This window comes from Enterobacter sp. DC4 (genome assembly GCF_000568095.1).
GTDB classification, from domain to species: Bacteria; Pseudomonadota; Gammaproteobacteria; order Enterobacterales; family Enterobacteriaceae; genus Enterobacter; species Enterobacter pseudoroggenkampii.
The window spans coordinates 439,975-458,909 of the sequence record NZ_AZUB01000001.1; the positions used below are offsets into that span (position 1 = coordinate 439,975).

An 18,935-nucleotide genomic window follows, 5' to 3' on the forward strand; every position below is an offset into this window, starting at 1 on the left:
GCATGGAAAATAAGAGTGGAGAGGCGAAAGTGCAGAAGGTCAAAAACTGGTCGCCGGTGTGGATTTTCCCCATCGTGACTGCGCTGATCGGTGCATGGATCCTGTTTTATCATTACAGCCATCAGGGACCGGAAGTCACGCTGATAACCACCAATGCCGAGGGGATTGAGGGCGGTAAAACGACTATCAAAAGCCGAAGCGTGGATGTGGGCGTGGTGGAAAGTGCAACCCTGACCGACGATTTAACCCATGTGGAGATCAAGGCGCGCCTTAATGCCGGCATGGAAAAACTGCTGCACGGCGATTCCGTTTTCTGGGTCGTTAAGCCGCAGGTGGGGCGTGAGGGAATCAGCGGCTTAGGGACGCTGCTTTCGGGCGCCTACATTGAGCTGCAGCCTGGCGCTAAGGGTAACCAGCCAGCCAAATACCAGCTTCTGGATTCACCGCCGCTTGCACCACCTGATGCCAAGGGTATCCGCGTGATCCTCGACAGTAAAAAAGCAGGTCAGCTTACGGCGGGCGACCCGGTCCTGTTCCGCGGCTACCGCGTGGGATCGGTTGAGAAAAGCACGTTTGATCCGCAGAAACGCGCGATCAGCTATCAGCTCTTTATCAATGCGCCAAACGATCGACTGGTCACCAGCAACGTCCGTTTCTGGAAAGACAGCGGGATCGCGGTGGATCTGACCTCGGCAGGTATGCGCGTTGAAATGGGTTCGCTGACCACGCTGTTTGGCGGCGGCGTGAGTTTTGACGTGCCGGAAGGCCTGGATTTGGGTCAGCCTGTCGCAGAGAACACCGCTTTCCGTCTCTTTGACGATCAAAAAAGCATTCAGGATGCGCTCTATACCGATCACGTCGACTTCCTGATGTTCTTCAAAGATTCCGTCCGCGGTCTGCAGCCGGGGGCGCCTGTTGAGTTCCGCGGTATTCGTCTCGGTACGGTTGGACAAGTTCCGTTCTTCGTCCCGGGCCTGAGCCAGATGCTGGATGATGATTATCGTATTCCGGTGCTGATCCGCATTGAGCCGGAGCGCCTGCTTAACCAGATTGGCGAAAATCAGGATATTGCTGCCCATATCAACCAACTGATGGAACGCGGTTTGCGCGGGTCGCTGAAAACCGGCAACCTGGTCACCGGTGCGCTGTATGTGGATATGGACTTCTACCCGAAAGCACCGCCGATTACTGGTATCCGTGAATTCGGTGGCTATAAGATCATCCCAACGGTGAGCAGCGGCCTGGCGCAGATCCAGCAGCGTCTGATGGAGACGCTGGATAAGATCAACAATCTGCCACTGAACCCGATGATTGAAGCGGCGACCGGGTCGTTGCATCAGAGCCAGGAGACAATGCAGCGTCTGCAAACCACGCTGGATAACATCAACAAGATTACGGCGAGCCAGAGCATGCAGCAGCTTCCGCAGGACATGCAGAAAACGCTGCGTGAGCTGAACCGCAGTATGCAGGGCTTCCAGCCGGGTTCAGCGGCCTACAACAAGATGGTGGCAGATATGCAGCGTCTTGATCAGGTCTTACGTGAACTGCAGCCGGTGCTGAAAACGCTCAACGAGAAGAGCAATGCGCTGGTGTTCGAAGCGAAAGATAAAAAGGATCCTGAGCCGAAGAGGGCAAAAGAATGAAAAAGTGGCTATTGATGATTGGTGCTCTGCTGTTAACGGCGTGCAGTTCAGGAGTAGATAATAAAAGCTACTATCAGCTGCCTGTGGCGACCCACAGCGGTGGGCAAAGCACGGCCAGCCAGGGAAACCGTCAGCTGTGGGTTGAGCAGGTTGCGGTGCCGGATTATCTGGCAGGAAACGGCGTGGTCTATCAGACCAGCGACGTTAAATACGTGATTGCGACAAACAACCTGTGGGCCAGCCCGTTGGATCAACAGCTGCGCAACACGCTGGTGGCCAATCTGGGCAGTCAGCTACCGGGTTGGGTTGTCGCGTCGCAGCCGTTGGGTAACGACCAGGATACGCTGAACGTTACCGTAACGGGCTTCCACGGCCGTTATGATGGTGCGGTGGTGATCAGCGGGGAGTGGTTGCTGAATCATCAGGGACAGCTGATTAAGCGTCCTTTCCATCTGGAGCTGAAGCAGCAGAAAGATGGCTATGACGAAATGGTGAAAGTCCTGGCTCAGGGTTGGGCACAGGAGTCGGCCAGCATCGCGAGGGAAATTTCCCGGCTGCCATAAGTAAAATTCATCATCAAAAACCGCAGTTGGCATCTCGCTGATTGCGGTTTTTTTTCGTTTTCACTTCAGATTGTTACTTGTGCTGCATCACAATTTTTGTACAAATGAACTTCCAGGTAGCTCACAAATATGACACCCGTATGAATTTTGAACATTGACGATGGGGCTAATTCGGGGTATTCGTTATCTGTGCCTGTACATTGAGTGCAGACACTGTTTTCTTTCCACCAGACAAAAGAATGAGGGAAACGAGGCATGAAGAGACAGAAACGAGATCGCCTGGAACGGGCTCATCAACGTGGTTATCAGGCCGGCATCGCTGGACGTTCTAAAGAAATGTGTCCTTATCAGACGATAAATCAAAGGTCACAATGGCTTGGAGGCTGGCGAGAAGCCATCGGCGACAGGGCACTCATAGCCTGATAACGTCTCTTTCAAAAAAGAAACCTCCGCAATGCGGAGGTTTCGCCTTTCCGGGAGTGCGAAAAGTACAATCAGAACGCAGAAGTATCCTGGAACAGGCCAACTTTCAGGTCGCTTGCGCTATAGATCAGACGCCCGTCTACCAGCACTTCGCCATCTGCCAGGCCCATAATCAGGCGGCGGTTAACGATGCGCTTGAAGTGAATACGATAGGTCACTTTCTTCGCTGTAGGCAGAACCTGGCCAGTGAATTTGACTTCGCCCACGCCCAGTGCGCGGCCTTTACCTTCGCCGCCCAGCCAGCCCAGATAGAAGCCAACCAGCTGCCACATGGCATCCAGGCCCAGACAGCCAGGCATTACCGGATCGCCAATAAAGTGGCAACCGAAGAACCACAGGTCCGGGTTGATATCGAGTTCTGCTTCTACGTAACCCTTATCGAAGTTGCCGCCGGTTTCGGTCATTTTCACGACACGGTCCATCATCAGCATGTTCGGGGCCGGTAACTGTGGGCCTTTTGCGCCAAACAGTTCACCGCGACCAGAGGCAAGAAGATCTTCTTTTGTATAGGATTCGCGTTTATCTACCATGTTCTCAGTAAGCCTTATTTTAGTGAAGGACGCAGGATAGCTAACACGTGTACGCTGAACAAGTCCGATCAGTTCGAACTAAACCAGCCCAGCCAGCGTAACGGCCATGGATAACGATGACGAGCATCCTGCTGTGTCGCCTGAGCAATGCGCTCCTGGATAGTCTGCATCAGGGTGGTTTGCCCTTCGCCGTCCCATACCAGGTTTGTCAGTAAGGGTAGTGCATCCTCAATCCCTTCGATGGCCCAGATAGCGAACTGCTCTTGTTCCACCGCATCCAGAATCTCCTGACTGAGGCTTAAATGGCGTGCGTTGGGTGCCGGGATAATCACACCCTGCTTGCCGTTTAAACCGCGCTGCTGACAGATAGAGAAGAAGCCTTCAATTTTCTCGTTGAGGCCTCCCACTGGCTGGGCGCGGCCAAACTGGTCCACCGAACCGGTGATCGCGATGTTCTGATTGATGGGCACTTCCGCCAGGGCGCTGATTAAGGCGCACAGCTCGGCCATAGAGGCGCTGTCGCCATCCACTTCGCTGTAGGACTGCTCAAACGTCAGCGAGGCGGAGAAGGGGATCTGTTGCTCAAGCTGCAGCTCCGACATCAAAAACGCCTGCATGATCATCATGCCTTTGGCATGAATGTTTCCGCCCAGCTCGGCTTTCCGTTCAATATCGGTGAACTCGCCATCGCCAATGTGCACAACGCAGCTGATACGGGATGGCTCCCCAAACGCGCGCGGATGGCCAGGAAATTCAATCACCGACAGGGCGTTAATCTGCCCGACGCGTTCGCCTTCGGTTTCCACCAGAATTTGTTCGAGCAGAATTTCATCCTGCATACGGTCAGCAAGATAGCCTTCTCGCCACTCACGCTGTGCCAGCATCTGAGTGAGCTGTTCGCCGGTGAACGCCCCGTCACCGCTGATTACACCCACTTCACGCAGCTGTTTGCCGATCCAGAGCGGGCAAAGCGGCAGCGTTTCCTGGTCACCGGTGTAGCGTACTGCTTCGCGGATTAAGCCCGGCCATGCGTCAGCCGCAGGGGTTGGCAGCGCAGAACGTTCAGCAACGGCCATCACCCACTGGCACCACTGCGCCATATCGTCGGCATCAGCAATCTGGATATTGTCTTCGTATTCGCTATACACCGCCTGCTCAGACAGTTCCGGCTCCATTTCCTGGAAGTCCGCCAGCGATTCACGGTCGCCCGTCAGCACGACGGTCAGCGACAGCGGCATAGACGGAACAGAGACGGGCAGAGGACGAGACTCATCGTAGCCGACCCAGTCGAAACGCTGCTGGCGCACGATGGTTTTCAGACGCATCCACAGCAGCGGCTGCGAGAGCAGGGTACGCAGTGAGATGATCAGAACACCGCCATTTGCGCGATGTACCAGCCCAGGCTGCAGCGAAAGCTCGCCGTTAAACTGGCGCAGACAACCAAAGAGTTGTTCAGCCTCAACCCAGTTAGCGGTAATCACCTCGCCCTTAGCGGCAAAATGGCCGTCGGCCTGTGCCGCCGGTTCGAAAGTGACATCGTGTCCCGCGATACGATACTGGCCGCCAAAAACGGCATTCGCTTCCGGCTTTAACTGACGCACGGCATCCCCGAACAACGTCAGGTATTCCGCTTCTTCCGGGGCTTTGAGCAGCATGAAAGGCGCAGTTGTCCATGGGCTTAAGACCTGCTCCAGCGCGTAATGCAAACGGGGCTGCGTATCGCTAAGGATGAATTCGTGTTCTTTTGCGAGTTCGGGCTGTGCAAACAGTTCCTGATAACTTTCGGTATCCGGAACAAGGTCACGCCATGCAAGTTTCGTAATGGTCAAAGTTGATGTTTTTTAGTCAGATGTAAAAGCGTGGAGTATACCGTAAGCGGGGGGCTGTACCCAAGCAGGATTGGGTATTTCGACAGGGCGATTGGCTGCATTCACTCACAGGATATGATTTCTTTTCAGCAGATTGCTAAAAAACTGATATTCTGAACAGAGTTACGTGGTAACACTGAGATCGCAATGAAATATCAACAACTGGAAAATCTCGAAAGCGGCTGGAAATGGAAGTACCTGGTCAAAAAGCACCGTGAAGGGGAGCTGATCACCTGCTACATCGAAGCCAGCGCTGCGCAAGAAGCCGTGGATATTTTGCTGACCCTCGAAAATGAACCGGTACAGGTTAACGGCTGGATTGAGAAACACATCAATCCTGCGTTGTTAAACCGGATGAAGCAAACGATCCGCGCGCGACGCAAACGGCATTTTAATGCTGAGCATCAGCACACTCGCAAAAAATCAATCGACCTGGAATTTGTTGTCTGGCAGCGCCTGGCCGGGCTGGCACAACGACGGGGCAAAACGCTGTCCGAAACCATCGTGCAGCTGATTGAGGATGCCGAACATAAAGAGAAGTACGCCAACCAGATGTCGACGTTGAAGAACGACCTTCAGGCTCTGTTGGGTAAAAAATAGATTTTTCTTTCCTTCAGACAATAAAAAACCCCGCATGGCGGGGTTTTTTTATAAGACGATAACTTATGCCGCTGGCTGAGTTACAACGTCTTTGATGCCTTTAACTTCGATCTCTACGCGACGATCTGGAGCCAGGCAGTCGATCAGTGCAGCGCGAGCTTTCACGTTGTCACAGGTGTTGCCAGTAACTGGGTTAGATTCGCCCATACCACGTGGGGAGATCTTGTTAGCTGGGATACCTTTAGAGATCAGGTAATCAACAACAGACTGAGCACGTTTCTCAGACAGTTTCTGGTTGTAAGCGTCAGAACCGATACGGTCGGTGAAGCCCAGAACCACTACAGAACCGTCTTTAGGATCCAGGTTGCTCAGCTGAGAGTACAGCTGATCCAGTGCCTGCTGACCTTCTGGTTTCAGAGTCGCTTTGTTGAAGTTGAACAGAACGTCAGACTTCAGAGTGAAGTGCTTGGTCTGTACTTCTGGAGCTGGAGCCGGCGCTGGAGCAACAACTGGTGCTGCTTCTTCCTGCTGGCCGAAACGGTAGGAAACACCTACGCTCAGCATGCCGTTGTCTGGACGAACACCAACGGTGTTGCCGTCGCCGATGTTGTTAACCCACTGGTATTCCAGACGGGTAGCGATGTCACGGGTCATAGCCCACTCAACGCCACCAGCGAATACTGGGGAAACACCGGTATCATGATCGTCGCCAGCACGGCTGTTGCTGGAGTCAGCGCGCCATACCATACCACCCAGACGGGTGTACACGTCCAGATCGTCAGTTACTGGGTAACCCAGTTTAGCGGTCAGCTGAACGCCCTGTGCTTTGAAAGCGCCGTTTACGTTGTCGCCTTTGTATGGCATACGACCTAACCAGTCGTAACCCATTTCAAAACCAACATACGGGTTAACCTGATAGCCACCGAACGCACCTGCACCAAGCTGGCTCTCGTGAGTAGGGCCATCATTGTTGTTTGCGCTGTCGTACCAGCCGGTGTCGTGGAACTGAGACCAGCCCAGTTTACCACCTGCATACCAGGTATTATCTTTCGGAGCGGCCTGCGCTACGGTAGCGAAGCCAGCCAGTGCCACTGCAATCGCGATAGCTGTCTTTTTCATTTTTTGCGCCTCGTTATCATCCAAAATTCGCCATGAAAGTCTCAAGAGAGAATCACGGTTAAATCCTTCACCGGGGGGCGTGGTCAAATATAAATCTACCGATATCTTCGGCTTAGGCCGAGCACCCCTGGCGATGTAAAGTCTACAACGTAGCTGAAAACTTACAAGTGTGAAGTCTGTCAGGCATATGAAAAAAAAAGTTCCGTATACCGATTATTTAACATTTTTAGAACGAATTTTGTGCAATAAAATGAAGGAGAACCGCACCAGACAAGCCTTGCCGCAATTTTCAGACCGGGAACTTTAATGCCATCTTGTGGTCGAAAAAAATTCCAGGAAAAATCTTAATTTCACTCAATGATACAAATTTGAGTGAATTTTTAGCCCAGAAAGTTGTCCTCTGCGGTAAGAATCCGATCGAACCGGACGCATAATGAACCCGATCGCACTCCCTTCTTCAGCGGCTTCAGTCAGACGGAAATGTTCCTCTTCCGTCAATTCTTCTGATAACCATCCAATTACCACGCTGTAATTTCCGGTGCGTAACGCGCGGATCATCGACTCAACGGTATCGCACGGCGAGAGCTGATTAATCTGCATGACCTTGGTCAGCGGAAGGCCAGCGGACTGAACCCACTCACGGCTCAGTTTTTGCTGAGGGGTGAGCCAAAGCTGCCAGCGCGATTGCTGACCAAGCTGTTGTAATAATGGCAACAACAGAAGTTGCGTCAACAGGGGCTGGTCTTCACGATAAACCACTTCACTGATAAGCCCTGTGGAAACACGCTCGACGGAATTCTGCGCGACATTGCCTGCGGCAGAAGAGAGAGAGATTGCGCGATTTGCATAGCCTGAAGTGTGCATATTCATTCCAGCCCTGTAGTTACTGTATGAATATACAGTAACCCCTGTATGCATAAAGATCAACCTCATTTTCGGAAAGCGACTCGCAAAATTCATTCAATCTTGATGCCCCTGGAAAAATCATCTTGCTCAACGGCGATAAGTTGCCTATTTTCCTGCTAACGGATCCGCTAGTAAGAAATTTCGTTGTTACTTTATGATTTTGAAGGGAAATATCATGAAAAAGATATCTTATGAACGGATTTATAAATCCCAGGAATACCTCTCCCCGTTGGGCGAGATTCATCCTCGCGCGCTGTTTGGCGGCTACACCCTGGCGGTGGATGATGCGGTTTTTGCCATGGTGTCTGATGGCGAGCTTTATCTTCGGGCTTGTGAGGAGAGTGCGAAATACTGTGTAAAGAATGCCTCCTCATTTTTGACATTGATGAAGCGAGGCCGCCCGGTGCTGCTCAATTATTATCGTGTGGATGACGGATTATGGCAGGACAGGGAGCGCTTGCTTCAGCTCTCCTCGTTTGCGCTCAGTGCGGCAAGAAAAGAGCGCTATCAGCGCCATCAACGAAATCGACTCAAGGATCTGCCAAACCTGACCTTTCAGCTTGAAGTCTTGCTTTTTGAAGCCGGTATCACTAATGAGGAAACGCTGCGGGCGCTGGGCGCCAGAGCCAGCTGGCTGAAGATGCGGGCGAAAAATAAAGCGCTCAGTATTAAAGTCCTCTTCGCACTCGAAGGGGCTATCGAGGGGCTGCATGAGGCGGCACTCCCGGCAGGCATTCGCCGGGAGCTGACGGAGTGGTTTAATGCGCTGCCTGAGCCAAAGGAGAATCACTCCTCCAGATAGCGATTTGCTGTTGCAGCCGGCAAATTTCAGGCAGCAGAGCGATAAGCAGGCCTATCTGCTGAAGAACCAGCGGCGCTTTGCTGTCGTTTCCCGGGTCAAGATGCGCAATGCGTTGCGCCAGTTCATTCAGCGCCTGTTGTACGCGCGGTTCATCGGCAGGGCGGTGATGAAGCGCGTCATCGACATAACAGACGGCGTCATCGAGCAGGTTGAGAATACCCGGGTTGGTGAGTTTCTCACGGTGGGCACCCAGCGTCGAAATATAGCTGGTAAACGTATGGTTCAGGCAGAGCAGGCGGAACGCAGTCTCACGAATTTCCGCCGTGGCGCGAGGCTCCGTTGACATGTTAGAGACAACGGAGGCCAGTTCTGCATCACTGTTGTGCGCATCACGACGTGCTATCCGGTAAGCCAGGCGGTTATCGCGCCCCTGGTGGTACTGCTCCAGGATAGCGTCAAGGTATCGACAGTTGGCATTCATCGCCCTGTCGACCACGCGCGGCAAATTACGGAAATGCCAGTCCGGCCAGATAAAGCTGACCGCGGCCCAGGCAATTGCGCAGCCAATCAGGGTATCGATCACACGGGGCAGGGCGACTTCAAACCCTTCACCCAGCAGGTTAAAGCAGAGCAGCACCAGCAGCGTGATGAACATGGTGGCGTGGGCATACTGCACGTTGCGAAACGCGAAGAACAGCACGCCGGTGATCACGATCAGAATCAATTGACCTTCGACGGAAGGCACGAAATAGAGCACCGGAAGGCCGATCGCGACGCCAACCAGCGTACCGATAATACGCAGCGCAAGACGATGTCGGGTGGCGTTATAGTTCGGCTGGCAGACGAACAGGCTGGTCAGCAGGATCCAGTAGCCGTGGTGCAGTCCGGTTATCTGAATAAAGGCATACCCCACGCACAGCACCAGCGACATTCTCACCGCGTGGCGAAAGAGAGCCGACTCCGGCGTAAAGTTGCGGCTCAGCCGTAGCCACATATCGCTAACGCCGTGCACGCTGTCATCAGCAAGCTGGTTTTCAACCTCACTGCCCGGCAGTGCCATCGCCTGTTCGGACTCAATGGTCGCCAGCTGTGCATCAATCGCCCGCAGGTTGTTCAGCAGAAAGCCCAGCGCTTTGATGTGTTCCGGTGACGTTCCGCTGGCCTGAACGCGGTCGAGCGCCGCATCAAGGTGGCTGAATACCCGTTCAAAGCGGGGATCATGCTGATAGGGCGTGCGCAGCAGAATGGAGCGCGAGAGCCGCTGACACGCCTGAGACTGCATGGAGAGCAGGCGCTGGAAGCGGAACATCACGTCGCTGTAGCGGAACCTCTCGCGCAGTGCGGCATACTGAACGTGCGATGAGCTGGCGCGTTCATGAATATCCTGGGCGGCAAAATAGTAGTGTAAGGTCCTTCGCGTTCCGCGCTGACCGCGATCGCCGCGCAGACGGGTCAGCAGAGAGGCTTTTGTCTGGTTAAGGGTGGCAACCAGCTGGCCGTTTGCCAGCGCCAGATCGTAGAGCGGCGCCTGGCTTTCTTCCTCGATATCCGGGTCGAACAGCCGGGATTTCAGTTCCAGATAGTGGGCTAACTGCTCAAAGCTGCGGGCAAGATTATCCTGCAGAGGGCGAACCGGGAAGATCAGATGACCGGTTAGCGTCAGCAGGTTATACCAGATGGCACCCAGCAACAGCAGAACCGGCTGCTGGTACCACTGGTCGTACAGGGAAACGCCCAGCATGGTGTAGATGGCGATCAGCAATGCACCAAAAGCGATGGTGGCATAGCGCTGCCCAAGGCCACCCAGCAAAATAAACCCGCTGGTTGAGAGGGTAAGACCCAGGGCAAACAGCCAGGGCCACGGGAAAAGCAGCTCAACGGACGCTGACGCAATAAAAAAGCAGACAAGCGTAATGACCAGATTACGCAAACGCCCGGCCAGACGATCGTCCAGGTCCGCCAGCGCCCCGGCCACCACTCCCAGCGTGAGCGGAATAGTGAGTTTGACATCATTCAGCCACCAGGGCAGAGCAACCGTGCCACAAAGCGCGATGAATATCCTGACGTTATAAAGCCAGGTGCTGTTCCAGGTATAACGGCGAAGCAGTGGGCTTAGCATAAATGCGGCCAGTCCTTATTTACTGAAAACGACGACGAGCGTTTGCTTCACGCGCCGCCTGGGCCACTTCTACCGGAACAACCCTGCGACCGACGGGCCAAAGGGCGATAGCGGCGATCTTAAAGTTCGCGATCCCCACCGGAATACCAATAATCGTGATGCACTGTGCAATACCGGCAAAAATATGCATGATGCAGAGCCACCAGCCGAAGAAAATGAGCCACAGAATGTTCAGCAGGGTTCCGCCCGTATTCATCAGGGCGTTTTTGTTCTCCGGATTCAGCTCGTCAACGTGGATGGCTTCATTTCCGTAGGGGATTAAGGAGAGTTTCGTGATTTCCCAGCAGGAACGGGTCAGGGGAAGCGTGAAAATCAGGACGATGCTCACCAGCGTGGCAAAAAGCCAGGAAAGGGTGGTGGCAAAACCGCCCAGCACAAAATTCAACACATTCAGAACGGTACGCATAAACCCTCACTTCCTTTCGATAAAATTAACGCCCAATGATTGTAACGTTTTTTTAGGCTGGAGCACCTTAAAACTGGCAGTTAAACTGTCAGGTAAATTATCTCTTCGTGGATTTGGCGGAACATGGAACTGAAAGCAACGTCGTTAGGCAAACGCCTGGCGCAACACCCTTACGACAGGGTTGTTCTCCTTAATGCCGGGGTGAAAGTCTCCGGGGAACGCCACGAATACCTTATTCCGTTTAATCAGCTTCTGGCTATCCACTGCAAACGCGGGCTGGTGTGGGGCGAGCTGGAGTTCGTTCTGCCTGACGATAAAGTCGTGCGTCTTCACGGCACCGAGTGGGCGGAAACTCAGCGTTTCCACCATCACCTGAACGCGCTCTGGCAGCAGTGGAGCCAGGATATGAGCGTGATTGCCGCCCAGGTGCTCCAGCAGGTGCTGGACGATATCGCGCAAAGCAACGCGCAACACGCGTGGCTGACCCGTCAGCAGACCGCCGGGCTGCAGCAAAAGATCCGACAGGCACTCTCGGCGCTGCCGCTCTCCGTGACGCGTCTCGACGAGTTTGACAACTGTCGCGACGCCTGGCGCCAGTGTCAGGCCTGGCTGAATGATAAGGATAAAAGCCGTCTCGCCCATAATCAGGCCTGGACGGACGCCATGCTCACCCAATATGCCGACTTTTTCAGTACGGTGGAATCGTCACCGCTCAATCCGGCCCAGGCGCGCGCGGTGGTCAACGGCGAGCAGTCGCTGCTGGTGCTGGCGGGGGCCGGTAGCGGTAAAACGTCGGTGCTGGTGGCGCGTGCCGGCTGGCTGCTGACGACCGGGGAAGCGGTAGCCGATCAAATTCTGCTTCTGGCCTTTGGCCGCAAGGCTGCCCAGGAGATGGACGAACGTATCCAGGAACGCCTGCACACCCGGGATATCACGGCCAGAACCTTCCATGCCCTTGCGCTGCATATTATTCAGCAGGGCAGTAAAAAAGTGCCTTCCATCAGTAAGCTGGAAAACGACGCGCAGGCGCGTCAGGCGCTGTTCATCAAAACGTGGCGCCAGCAGTGCAGTGAGAAAAAGGCGCAGGCAAAAGGGTGGCGTCAGTGGCTGGAGGAGGAGCTCAGCTGGGACGTGCCAGAGGGTAGCTTCTGGCAGGATGATAAGCTGGCGCGTCGGCTGGGTTCGCGACTTGACCGCTGGGTCAGCCTGATGCGAATGCACGGTGGATCGCAGGCAGAGATGATTGAAAGCGCGCCGGAGGCGATCCGCGATCTGTTTTCAAAGCGGGTCAAGCTGATGGCTCCGCTACTGAAAGCCTGGAAAACCGCGCTGAAAGCGGAAAATGCCGTTGATTTCTCCGGCCTGATCCATCAGGCCATCATCATTCTTGAGAAGGGACGTTTTGTCAGCCCGTGGAAACATATTCTGGTGGACGAGTTCCAGGACATCTCTCCGCAGCGTGCAGCGTTGCTCTCAGCGCTGCGGGCGCAAAATAAACATACCTCGCTGTTTGCGGTGGGGGACGACTGGCAGGCCATCTATCGCTTCAGCGGGGCGCAGCTCTCCCTGACAACCGCATTCCACCACTATTTTGGCGAAGGCGATCGCAGCGATCTGGACACGACCTACCGCTTCAATTCACGGATTGGTGAAATCGCCAACCGCTTTATCCAGCAGAACCCGCATCAGCTGGCAAAACCGCTCAATAGCCTGCGGGCAGGGGATAAAAAAGCCGTGACCCTGCTGGCGGACGATCAGCTGGAACCGCTGCTGGACAAGCTCAGCGGCTATGCGAAGCCCGATGAGCGTATCCTGGTGCTGGCGCGTTACCATCACCTCAAACCCGAGGCGCTGGAAAAGGCGGCCACCCGCTGGCCGAAGCTGCAGCTTGAATTTATGACGGTTCACGCCAGCAAAGGGCAGCAGGCCGACTATGTGATTGTCATGGGGCTGAAAGAGGGCAGCGACGGTTTCCCGGCTCCGGCCCGCGAGTCGGTAATGGAACAGGCCTTGCTGCCGGTGCCGGAAGACTTCCCGGATGCCGAAGAGCGGCGTTTGCTGTATGTGGCTATGACCCGCGCGCGCCATCGCGTGTGGCTGCTGTTCAATAAAGAGGAGCCATCCGTGTTTGTCGATATCCTGAAGAGTATTGATGTGCCGGTAGCGCGTAAACCATAACGACGTCAGGCAAGGTTTTGTAGGCCGGGTAAGGCGTAGCCGCCACCCGGCAAAAAAGCTACTTCAATCTGTCGGAAAGATAACGCTGATAGTCCGGAATAAGGATATCAACCGGCGAGTTAAACTGCGGCGATTCGATGATGAAATCCGCCGTCGAGAGGTTTGTCGCCACCGGAATATTCCACACCGTCGCCAGACGCAGCAGGGCTTTGACATCCGGGTCGTGCGGAACCGCGTTCAGCGGGTCCCAGAAGAAGATCAGCACATCAATCTTCCCTTCGGAGATCTGCGCGCCGACCTGCTGATCGCCGCCCATCGGGCCGCTCAGCATGGCATTCACCTGCAGACCCGTTTCGCGCTGGATCAGGTTACCGGTGGTACCGGTCGCCGACAGAGCGTGCTTTTCCAGCGAAGACTGATGGCGGCGAACCCAGTTAAGCAGCATTTGTTTACAGTGATCGTGCGCCACCAGCGCAATGTGTTTGCGTTCAGGTAGCGTGCGTGTTGTCAGTTCCATAATCATATCCATCAGGTTAACTGCCTACACGATGACGGGAACTGTCTGACGCTGCAAGAGAAAGGCGTAAAAAATGTGGCTTATGATGAAGGTTGTTGTTTTGCCCACTGTAAAAACCGGGCCCGCGTGTCGGGATCGGCCTGCTGGAACCAGAATTTTAGGCGCTGTTCCGTCAGGGCCTGGGACTGGGGAGGAATGACGTCCAGTTCAGAGACGCCGGAAAGCAGCGTACTGTCGTCAGCCATCATGGTGGCAAACTGAGGAAGCGACGCGCGTTTACCCGCTTTGTTATAGGTCTGGGTCGCGGCCTCGTAGTCCGGACCTTTTGGTGAGGTCGTCAGTGCCAGAATATCCAGCTTCACCGGAATCGGCATCGCATCTCCGTCCAGCAATTCAATGCGCGGAGACGCGTCGAAGGCCGCCGATTCTTTCTCCGTTTCAAGACGAGGCAGGGTAATGTTGACCTGACTGATTTGCCGGGTATTAAAGCTGACGATCAGCGGCGGCGAGATATACATCCTTTGCTCGTGATTCGCCAGACCGATCGATTTTTCCACCCGGAATACCAGCTGATGCGGTCCGTTATCCAGCTCGATACTGTCCGCACCGCGCAATAAGGAACTGGAGACTTTTTTCCCGTCCAGTACCAGGAGGTCAATATCGGTAGAGAGCCGGAGAGTGGTAGCAAAAACGCAGACCGGCATCACTAACGCAATCAGAGCAGTGGCAATACCGGTTTTCATAGAAGGCTCCCGTCAGAAATCCTGTCGCCGCATTAATGTATCTAAATTTTTCGAGAATCATGTTTACTAACATATAGACATATTTCGCCGTTTTGCCCTCATGCGTCGGTATGGGATGGATGGTTGAGATGTGCGGTTTGGCGTACACTTTTAGAAAAGCCAGGAGAAAAACCATGAAAGAGAACGATATTGCCGAGATTCTGACATCCACGCGTACCATTGCGCTGGTGGGCGCGAGCGATAAACCCGATCGTCCAAGCTATCGGGTGATGAAATACCTTCTCGATCAGGGCTATCACGTCATCCCGGTCTCGCCAAAAGTGGCGGGGAAAACCTTACTGGGCCAGCAGGGTTATGCCACGCTCGCTGACGTGCCGGAAAAAATTGATATGGTTGATGTCTTCCGAAATTCCGAGGCGGCGTGGGAAGTGGCGCAGGACGCTATCGCCGTCGGGGCGAAAACGCTGTGGATGCAGCTGGGCGTGATTAACGAGCAGGCTGCGGTGCTGGCGCGGGATGCGGGGTTAAACGTCGTCATGGATCGCTGTCCGGCGATCGACATCCCCCGCCTGGGGCTGGCGAAGTAATAAAAAAAAGCCCGTTCATCGGGCTTTTTTTACACGCTTAGTTCCGCAGGCGCGGAGCCTGTAACTGTTTGCGGATAGTCTGAGCAAGTTCATCCATAGTGGGTTGCTCCGGATGCTCTTCCTGCAGCTCGCTGCTCAGCTGCGCTTCAGCAAGATAGGTGTGAACGGGTTGTCCATCATCACCTTCCATCACCACATGGTACCAGGGCGCGGCGCGAAGCTCTGCATTCACCGCCAGCTCGTCTGCTGACGGTTCATCAAGGGAATACTCCGGGTCGATATCCACGACCACACCCAAATACCCGAGCAAAGTGTGGCGGACCTGCTGGCCGATACCGAATTTGCTGGCAATCATAGTCACCTCCCGGGAAATACGACTTACACGTTATGTGCGGGCAATATTTCTCTTTTCAAGTTACATGACGCGACAGGCAAACCCTTTCAGATACAGTCCTTCCGGGTAGGTAGCAATCACGGGGTGATCGGCTGCCTGACGGAACTGCTCTATAAATTGTACATCACGGCCAGCATCTATTGCGGCATCGGCGATGATTTTCTGAAATAAATCTGTGGTCATCAGGCCTGAGCAAGAGAAGGTGAGGAGAATCCCGCCCGGGTTCAGCAGCTGGATAGCCAGCATGTTGATATCTTTATACCCACGGCACGCGCCCATCAGCTGGCTTTTGTTTTCCACAAACTTTGGCGGATCCATCACGATGACGTCGAACTTCTCGCCCTGATCGCGATATTTACGCAGCAGCTTGAACACATCATCGCGCACAAACTCCGCTTTGCTCAGATCCAGCTTATTCAGCTCGACGTTCTGTTTTGCCACGTCGAGCGCTTCCTGTGAGGTGTCCACGCTGACCACCTGGGCACAGCCGCCCATCAGTGCCGAAACGGCGAAACCACCGGTATAGGAGAAGCAGTTCAGCACGCGTTTGTCGGCAACGTACTGACGCGTAGCCAGGCGGCTGTCGCGCTGGTCGAGGTAGTAACCCGTTTTGTGCCCGCCCTGAATATCCACCAGCAGCTTCATGCCGTGCTCTTCAATCGGCAGCAGGGCAGGCGGCAGTTCACCCGTAACCGGACCCTGCGTCAGCTCCATGCCCTCTTTTTTGCGCACCGCCACATCGCTGCGGTCGTAAATGGCGCACTGCGGGAACAGCGTTTGCAGCGCGCTAATCAGCGCGGCACGCTGGTATTCCGCTCCGGCGCTCAGGAGCTGCAGCACCAGGAAGTTACCGAAGCGATCGATGGTCACGCCCGGCAGACCGTCGGACTCACCGGCAATCAGGCGGTAGCTGTCCAGCCCGTCGCGTTTTGCCAGCCAGTCGCGCCACTGCTGCGCCTGCTGCAGACGATGCACAAAGAAGTCGATGTCGATGGTTTCATCTTTATCAAACGTCCAGACGCGAGCACGGATTTGGGACGCTGGCGAGTAAGCGCCTCGCGCTAACCATTTCCCCTGATGGTCAACGATATCAATGGTTTCACCGAGGCTGGCTTTGCCTTCCATACGGGCAACCGCGCCGGAAAAGACCCAGGGATGACGGCGCAGTAATGATTTCTCGCGCCCTTTGGCTAACACTAAACGTACACTCATAATTTGCTGTTCTGTCGATTCCAAGGAAATGGCGCGTAGAGTAGCACATTCAGCAAGGCGCAATCATCTGCGGATGCCGTTGAGCGTTTCGGCACAAAATCGAATCGCTTAGGCACATTACGGCATTGCAGCAGGCTTTACAGTAGGGCCTCCAGTTCAGCAGAGGAAGCACCCATGAAAAAGCGCAGTGCCATCACAATAGCCGCTCTGACGGCAATGAGTTTTCAGGTTTTCGCGGCAACGCCTTTTGGCATCACCAGCCAGGATATTTCCGGCGAACGCCGGTTGGCGCAGCAGCAGGTATTTGAGGGATTTGGCTGCCATGGTGGGAATACCTCTCCCCAGCTGGCATGGAAAAATCCGCCCGCCGGTACAAAAAGTTTTGCCGTTACGGTCTATGACCCTGATGCGCCCACCGGCAGCGGCTGGTGGCACTGGACCGTAGCCAATATACCGGCGAATACAATGACGCTGCCCGCTGATGCCGGTAACCCGAACGGCGAGAAATTACCTGCCGGCGTGGTGCAGGGGCGTAATGATTTCGGCTATTCTGGATTCGGCGGCGCATGTCCACCTGCCGGGGACAAGCCTCACCGCTATCAGGTTACCGTCTGGGCGCTGGACGTGGATACACTGCCCGTCGACAAAAATGCCAGCGGCGCGCTGGTCGGTTTTATGATTAATAGTCACACTCTGGCAAAGGCTCAGTTAACAGCAACCTACAGCAGATAAGGATGACAGGGTGCAGGAGTTCCATTTTCGACATAAACATCTTACTGCGGGTGAAGTGACTGCCAGCAAAATGCATCGCCTGCACCAGGTTAAACTCTTCTTTCCGGCTATTTGTCATATCACTCACGGCAGTAAGGTGATTGTTCAGGACGATAACCGCCTGGAGGCGACACGGGATCAACTCATCATTATCCCTGCCAATACGGTGATGGAGATTATCAATCAGCCCGCGAACGGCATGTTTCGATCGGACTTGCTCATGTTATCTCCGGAGATCGTTGCCGAGTTTAAAGCGCATTACCTGAAATCCTGGCCGCGCACGACGTTGCATTCGCTCTGCGCGCCGCTGAGCGAGGGGCTGGCGTTTATGTGGGATAACCTGCTGCACGCCGTGCGTCAGGATTTACCGGAGGCACTACAAAAGCATCAGGCCTTTGGTCTGTTGCTGGCCTTGCTGCATGACGGCGTGGCAGGTCCGCTGCTTATTGAGCGACACAGTAACCTTACCGAGCAGGTGCGGCAGTTCATTATGCTGTCGCCCGCCAGAGCCTGGAGCGCGCAGGACGTCGCCAGCCGTCTGGCCTTAAGCGTACCGACGCTGCGCAGGCGGTTACGCGAGGAGTCACAGAGTTTTCGCCAGATTGTGGAGGAGGTGAGGATGGCCGTTGCTTTGTCACAGCTACAGTCAACCCGATTACCGATTGGCGAAATCGCATTACAATGTGGATATCTTTCCAGCTCTCGTTTCACCGCCCGTTTCCGGCAACACTACGGCTGTTTGCCGAAAACGCTACGTTAAGGAGAAAAATAATGTCTAAAGTCTGCACCATTGCCTGGGTTCACGGCGTCGTTCAGGGCGTGGGGTTCCGCTACAGCACCCAGCGCGAAGCTGTTCAGCTTGGACTAACGGGATACGCGCGAAACATGGACGACGGCAGCGTTGAGGTGGTCGCCTGCGGCGAAGCGGAGCAGGTCGACAAGCTGGTGGCGTGGCTGAAAGCGGGTGGGCCGCGCAGCGCACGGGTTGATAAGGTCTTAACGGAACCGCATCAACCCGGCCGGGAATATATGAACTTCGGTATTCGTTATTAAATACACTTCACCGGTTTAGGCAGGCCGGCAATTTTGGTGGCCTGTTTTGCCGGGCCTTTCGGGAACAGACGATACAGATAGCGGCTGTTGCCTTTCTCTTCACCGAACTTATTGGCCATGGCTTTGACCAGCATGCGGATGGCCGGAGAGGTGTTGAATTCGAGGTAGAACTCGCGGACAAAACGCACCACTTCCCAGTGTTCGGGGGTGAGGGTAATCCCTTCTTTCTCAGCAATCACTTCTGCCAGCGCTTCGCTCCACTGGCCACTCTCTTTCAGATAACCGTCGTTATCGGTCTCGATCTCTTTGCCTTCAAAACTCAACATAGTCATTCACGCGTCAGTCAAAAACCGCAGCAGTGTACCAAAAAACAAAGCCCCG

The 18,935-nt window shown here is 54.6% G+C and carries 21 protein-coding genes; 10 read left to right on the forward strand and 11 right to left on the reverse strand.

What is annotated here, in order from left to right:
• The first annotated feature begins 2 nt into the window (after positions 1–2).
• The 3 genes from pqiB to rmf all read left to right on the forward strand — a co-directional run bounded on the left by pqiB (position 3) and on the right by rmf (position 2,629).
• Positions 3–1,643 carry an intermembrane transport protein PqiB gene (gene pqiB, locus P349_RS21955; protein ID WP_032649142.1) on the forward strand — a complete coding sequence of 547 codons (1,641 nt, stop codon included), beginning with the start codon at positions 3–5 and terminating at the stop codon, positions 1,641–1,643.
• A complete protein-coding gene (pqiC, locus tag P349_RS21950; RefSeq protein ID WP_032649140.1) occupies positions 1,640–2,206 on the forward strand; it encodes a membrane integrity-associated transporter subunit PqiC in 567 nt (188 codons plus the stop codon). The genes pqiB and pqiC overlap by 4 nt, the downstream gene beginning before the upstream one ends.
• Before the next feature lie 255 nt (positions 2,207–2,461).
• On the forward strand, positions 2,462–2,629 hold the full coding sequence (rmf, locus tag P349_RS0124015) for a ribosome modulation factor (protein WP_013097261.1): 168 nt from the start codon (positions 2,462–2,464) through the stop codon (positions 2,627–2,629).
• Positions 2,630–2,700: 71 nt separating this feature from the next.
• Here rmf and fabA read toward each other — a convergent pair whose 3' ends face one another.
• Positions 2,701–3,219, reverse strand: a complete 519-nt coding sequence (fabA, locus tag P349_RS21945) for a 3-hydroxyacyl-[acyl-carrier-protein] dehydratase FabA (RefSeq protein WP_008499931.1) — start codon at positions 3,217–3,219, stop codon at positions 2,701–2,703.
• 68 nt (positions 3,220–3,287) lie between these two features.
• Complete coding sequence (locus P349_RS21940) at positions 3,288–5,048, reverse strand: AAA family ATPase (protein WP_032649138.1); 1,761 nt, start codon at positions 5,046–5,048, stop codon at positions 3,288–3,290.
• A gap of 186 nt (positions 5,049–5,234) precedes the next feature.
• Between P349_RS21940 and matP the strand changes: the two genes are divergently transcribed.
• Positions 5,235–5,687 carry a macrodomain Ter protein MatP gene (matP, locus tag P349_RS21935; protein ID WP_008499929.1) on the forward strand — a complete coding sequence of 151 codons (453 nt, stop codon included), beginning with the start codon at positions 5,235–5,237 and terminating at the stop codon, positions 5,685–5,687.
• Positions 5,688–5,750: 63 nt separating this feature from the next.
• On the opposite strand, the gene ompA is transcribed toward matP, so the two are convergent.
• Both ompA and sulA read right to left on the reverse strand, forming a co-directional pair.
• Positions 5,751–6,806: a porin OmpA gene (gene ompA / locus P349_RS21930; protein ID WP_152540077.1), complete on the reverse strand. Its 1,056-nt coding sequence runs from the start codon at positions 6,804–6,806 to the stop codon at positions 5,751–5,753.
• Between the two features lie 354 nt (positions 6,807–7,160).
• Positions 7,161–7,670, reverse strand: coding sequence for an SOS-induced cell division inhibitor SulA (gene sulA, locus P349_RS21925; RefSeq protein ID WP_032649134.1), 510 nt, complete (start codon positions 7,668–7,670; stop codon positions 7,161–7,163).
• 217 nt (positions 7,671–7,887) lie between these two features.
• Here sulA and P349_RS21920 point away from each other — a divergent pair, with 217 nt between their 5' ends.
• Positions 7,888–8,514 carry a TfoX/Sxy family DNA transformation protein gene (locus tag P349_RS21920; protein WP_032649133.1) on the forward strand — a complete coding sequence of 209 codons (627 nt, stop codon included), beginning with the start codon at positions 7,888–7,890 and terminating at the stop codon, positions 8,512–8,514.
• On the opposite strand, the gene yccS is transcribed toward P349_RS21920, so the two are convergent.
• Both yccS and P349_RS21910 read right to left on the reverse strand, forming a co-directional pair.
• Positions 8,471–10,633, reverse strand: coding sequence for a YccS family putative transporter (gene yccS, locus P349_RS21915; protein WP_032649130.1), 2,163 nt, complete (start codon positions 10,631–10,633; stop codon positions 8,471–8,473). The two genes, P349_RS21920 and yccS, sit on opposite strands and share 44 nt — an antisense overlap.
• 19 nt (positions 10,634–10,652) lie before the next feature.
• On the reverse strand, positions 10,653–11,099 hold the full coding sequence (locus tag P349_RS21910; protein ID WP_032649128.1) for a YccF domain-containing protein: 447 nt from the start codon (positions 11,097–11,099) through the stop codon (positions 10,653–10,655).
• Positions 11,100–11,222: 123 nt separating this feature from the next.
• Between P349_RS21910 and helD the strand changes: the two genes are divergently transcribed.
• Positions 11,223–13,277 (forward strand): DNA helicase IV, encoded by a 2,055-nt coding sequence (helD, locus tag P349_RS21905; RefSeq protein WP_032649126.1) that lies wholly within the window; start codon positions 11,223–11,225, stop codon positions 13,275–13,277.
• 58 nt (positions 13,278–13,335) lie between these two features.
• On the opposite strand, the gene mgsA is transcribed toward helD, so the two are convergent.
• Complete coding sequence (gene mgsA, locus P349_RS21900; protein ID WP_023311034.1) at positions 13,336–13,794, reverse strand: methylglyoxal synthase; 459 nt, start codon at positions 13,792–13,794, stop codon at positions 13,336–13,338.
• 80 nt (positions 13,795–13,874) lie between these two features.
• Positions 13,875–14,537, reverse strand: a complete 663-nt coding sequence (gene csgI / locus P349_RS21895; RefSeq protein WP_032649125.1) for a curli synthesis inhibitor — start codon at positions 14,535–14,537, stop codon at positions 13,875–13,877.
• 173 nt (positions 14,538–14,710) lie between these two features.
• On the opposite strand from csgI, the gene P349_RS21890 reads away from it, so the two are divergent.
• Entirely contained in the window at positions 14,711–15,124 is a 414-nt protein-coding gene (locus tag P349_RS21890) for a CoA-binding protein (protein WP_008499920.1), read from the forward strand.
• Between the two features lie 37 nt (positions 15,125–15,161).
• Here the strand turns inward: P349_RS21890 and hspQ are convergent, their stop codons facing one another.
• Together hspQ and rlmI are read right to left on the reverse strand one after the other, a co-directional pair.
• Positions 15,162–15,479, reverse strand: coding sequence for a heat shock protein HspQ (gene hspQ, locus P349_RS21885; protein ID WP_008499919.1), 318 nt, complete (start codon positions 15,477–15,479; stop codon positions 15,162–15,164).
• A gap of 60 nt (positions 15,480–15,539) precedes the next feature.
• Positions 15,540–16,730: a 23S rRNA (cytosine(1962)-C(5))-methyltransferase RlmI gene (gene rlmI, locus P349_RS21880; protein ID WP_032649122.1), complete on the reverse strand. Its 1,191-nt coding sequence runs from the start codon at positions 16,728–16,730 to the stop codon at positions 15,540–15,542.
• Positions 16,731–16,904: 174 nt separating this feature from the next.
• On the opposite strand from rlmI, the gene P349_RS21875 reads away from it, so the two are divergent.
• Genes P349_RS21875 through yccX form a run of 3 tightly spaced genes read left to right on the forward strand, consistent with a single transcriptional unit; the run spans position 16,905 to position 18,554 of the window.
• Positions 16,905–17,462 (forward strand): kinase inhibitor, encoded by a 558-nt coding sequence (locus P349_RS21875; RefSeq protein ID WP_032649120.1) that lies wholly within the window; start codon positions 16,905–16,907, stop codon positions 17,460–17,462.
• A gap of 10 nt (positions 17,463–17,472) precedes the next feature.
• Complete coding sequence (locus P349_RS21870; protein WP_032649118.1) at positions 17,473–18,261, forward strand: AraC family transcriptional regulator; 789 nt, start codon at positions 17,473–17,475, stop codon at positions 18,259–18,261.
• 11 nt (positions 18,262–18,272) lie between these two features.
• Complete coding sequence (yccX, locus tag P349_RS21865) at positions 18,273–18,554, forward strand: acylphosphatase (RefSeq protein WP_024907755.1); 282 nt, start codon at positions 18,273–18,275, stop codon at positions 18,552–18,554.
• On the opposite strand, the gene tusE is transcribed toward yccX, so the two are convergent.
• The gene (gene tusE, locus P349_RS21860; protein ID WP_032649117.1) at positions 18,551–18,880 is read right to left on the reverse strand and encodes a sulfurtransferase TusE; all 330 of its coding nucleotides are present in this window, start codon (positions 18,878–18,880) and stop codon (positions 18,551–18,553) included. The two genes, yccX and tusE, sit on opposite strands and share 4 nt — an antisense overlap.
• Positions 18,881–18,935: the final 55 nt, after the last annotated feature.

What these genes read in the sequence shown, in the direction of transcription:
- P349_RS21890 (WP_008499920.1), top strand. Translation starts at nt 14,711, where the DNA reads ATGAAAGAGAACGATATTGCCGAGATTCTGACATCCACGCGTACCATT.
- fabA (WP_008499931.1), bottom strand. Translation starts at nt 3,219, where the DNA reads ATGGTAGATAAACGCGAATCCTATACAAAAGAAGATCTTCTTGCCTCT.
- yccS (WP_032649130.1), bottom strand. Translation starts at nt 10,633, where the DNA reads ATGCTAAGCCCACTGCTTCGCCGTTATACCTGGAACAGCACCTGGCTT.
- P349_RS21910 (WP_032649128.1), bottom strand. Translation starts at nt 11,099, where the DNA reads ATGCGTACCGTTCTGAATGTGTTGAATTTTGTGCTGGGCGGTTTTGCC.
- P349_RS21920 (WP_032649133.1), top strand. Translation starts at nt 7,888, where the DNA reads ATGAAAAAGATATCTTATGAACGGATTTATAAATCCCAGGAATACCTC.
- sulA (WP_032649134.1), bottom strand. Translation starts at nt 7,670, where the DNA reads ATGCACACTTCAGGCTATGCAAATCGCGCAATCTCTCTCTCTTCTGCC.
- rlmI (WP_032649122.1), bottom strand. Translation starts at nt 16,730, where the DNA reads ATGAGTGTACGTTTAGTGTTAGCCAAAGGGCGCGAGAAATCATTACTG.
- mgsA (WP_023311034.1), bottom strand. Translation starts at nt 13,794, where the DNA reads ATGGAACTGACAACACGCACGCTACCTGAACGCAAACACATTGCGCTG.
- tusE (WP_032649117.1), bottom strand. Translation starts at nt 18,880, where the DNA reads ATGTTGAGTTTTGAAGGCAAAGAGATCGAGACCGATAACGACGGTTAT.
- csgI (WP_032649125.1), bottom strand. Translation starts at nt 14,537, where the DNA reads ATGAAAACCGGTATTGCCACTGCTCTGATTGCGTTAGTGATGCCGGTC.
- ompA (WP_152540077.1), bottom strand. Translation starts at nt 6,806, where the DNA reads ATGAAAAAGACAGCTATCGCGATTGCAGTGGCACTGGCTGGCTTCGCT.
- hspQ (WP_008499919.1), bottom strand. Translation starts at nt 15,479, where the DNA reads ATGATTGCCAGCAAATTCGGTATCGGCCAGCAGGTCCGCCACACTTTG.
- matP (WP_008499929.1), top strand. Translation starts at nt 5,235, where the DNA reads ATGAAATATCAACAACTGGAAAATCTCGAAAGCGGCTGGAAATGGAAG.
- pqiB (WP_032649142.1), top strand. Translation starts at nt 3, where the DNA reads ATGGAAAATAAGAGTGGAGAGGCGAAAGTGCAGAAGGTCAAAAACTGG.
- yccX (WP_024907755.1), top strand. Translation starts at nt 18,273, where the DNA reads ATGTCTAAAGTCTGCACCATTGCCTGGGTTCACGGCGTCGTTCAGGGC.
- helD (WP_032649126.1), top strand. Translation starts at nt 11,223, where the DNA reads ATGGAACTGAAAGCAACGTCGTTAGGCAAACGCCTGGCGCAACACCCT.
- rmf (WP_013097261.1), top strand. Translation starts at nt 2,462, where the DNA reads ATGAAGAGACAGAAACGAGATCGCCTGGAACGGGCTCATCAACGTGGT.
- pqiC (WP_032649140.1), top strand. Translation starts at nt 1,640, where the DNA reads ATGAAAAAGTGGCTATTGATGATTGGTGCTCTGCTGTTAACGGCGTGC.
- P349_RS21875 (WP_032649120.1), top strand. Translation starts at nt 16,905, where the DNA reads ATGAAAAAGCGCAGTGCCATCACAATAGCCGCTCTGACGGCAATGAGT.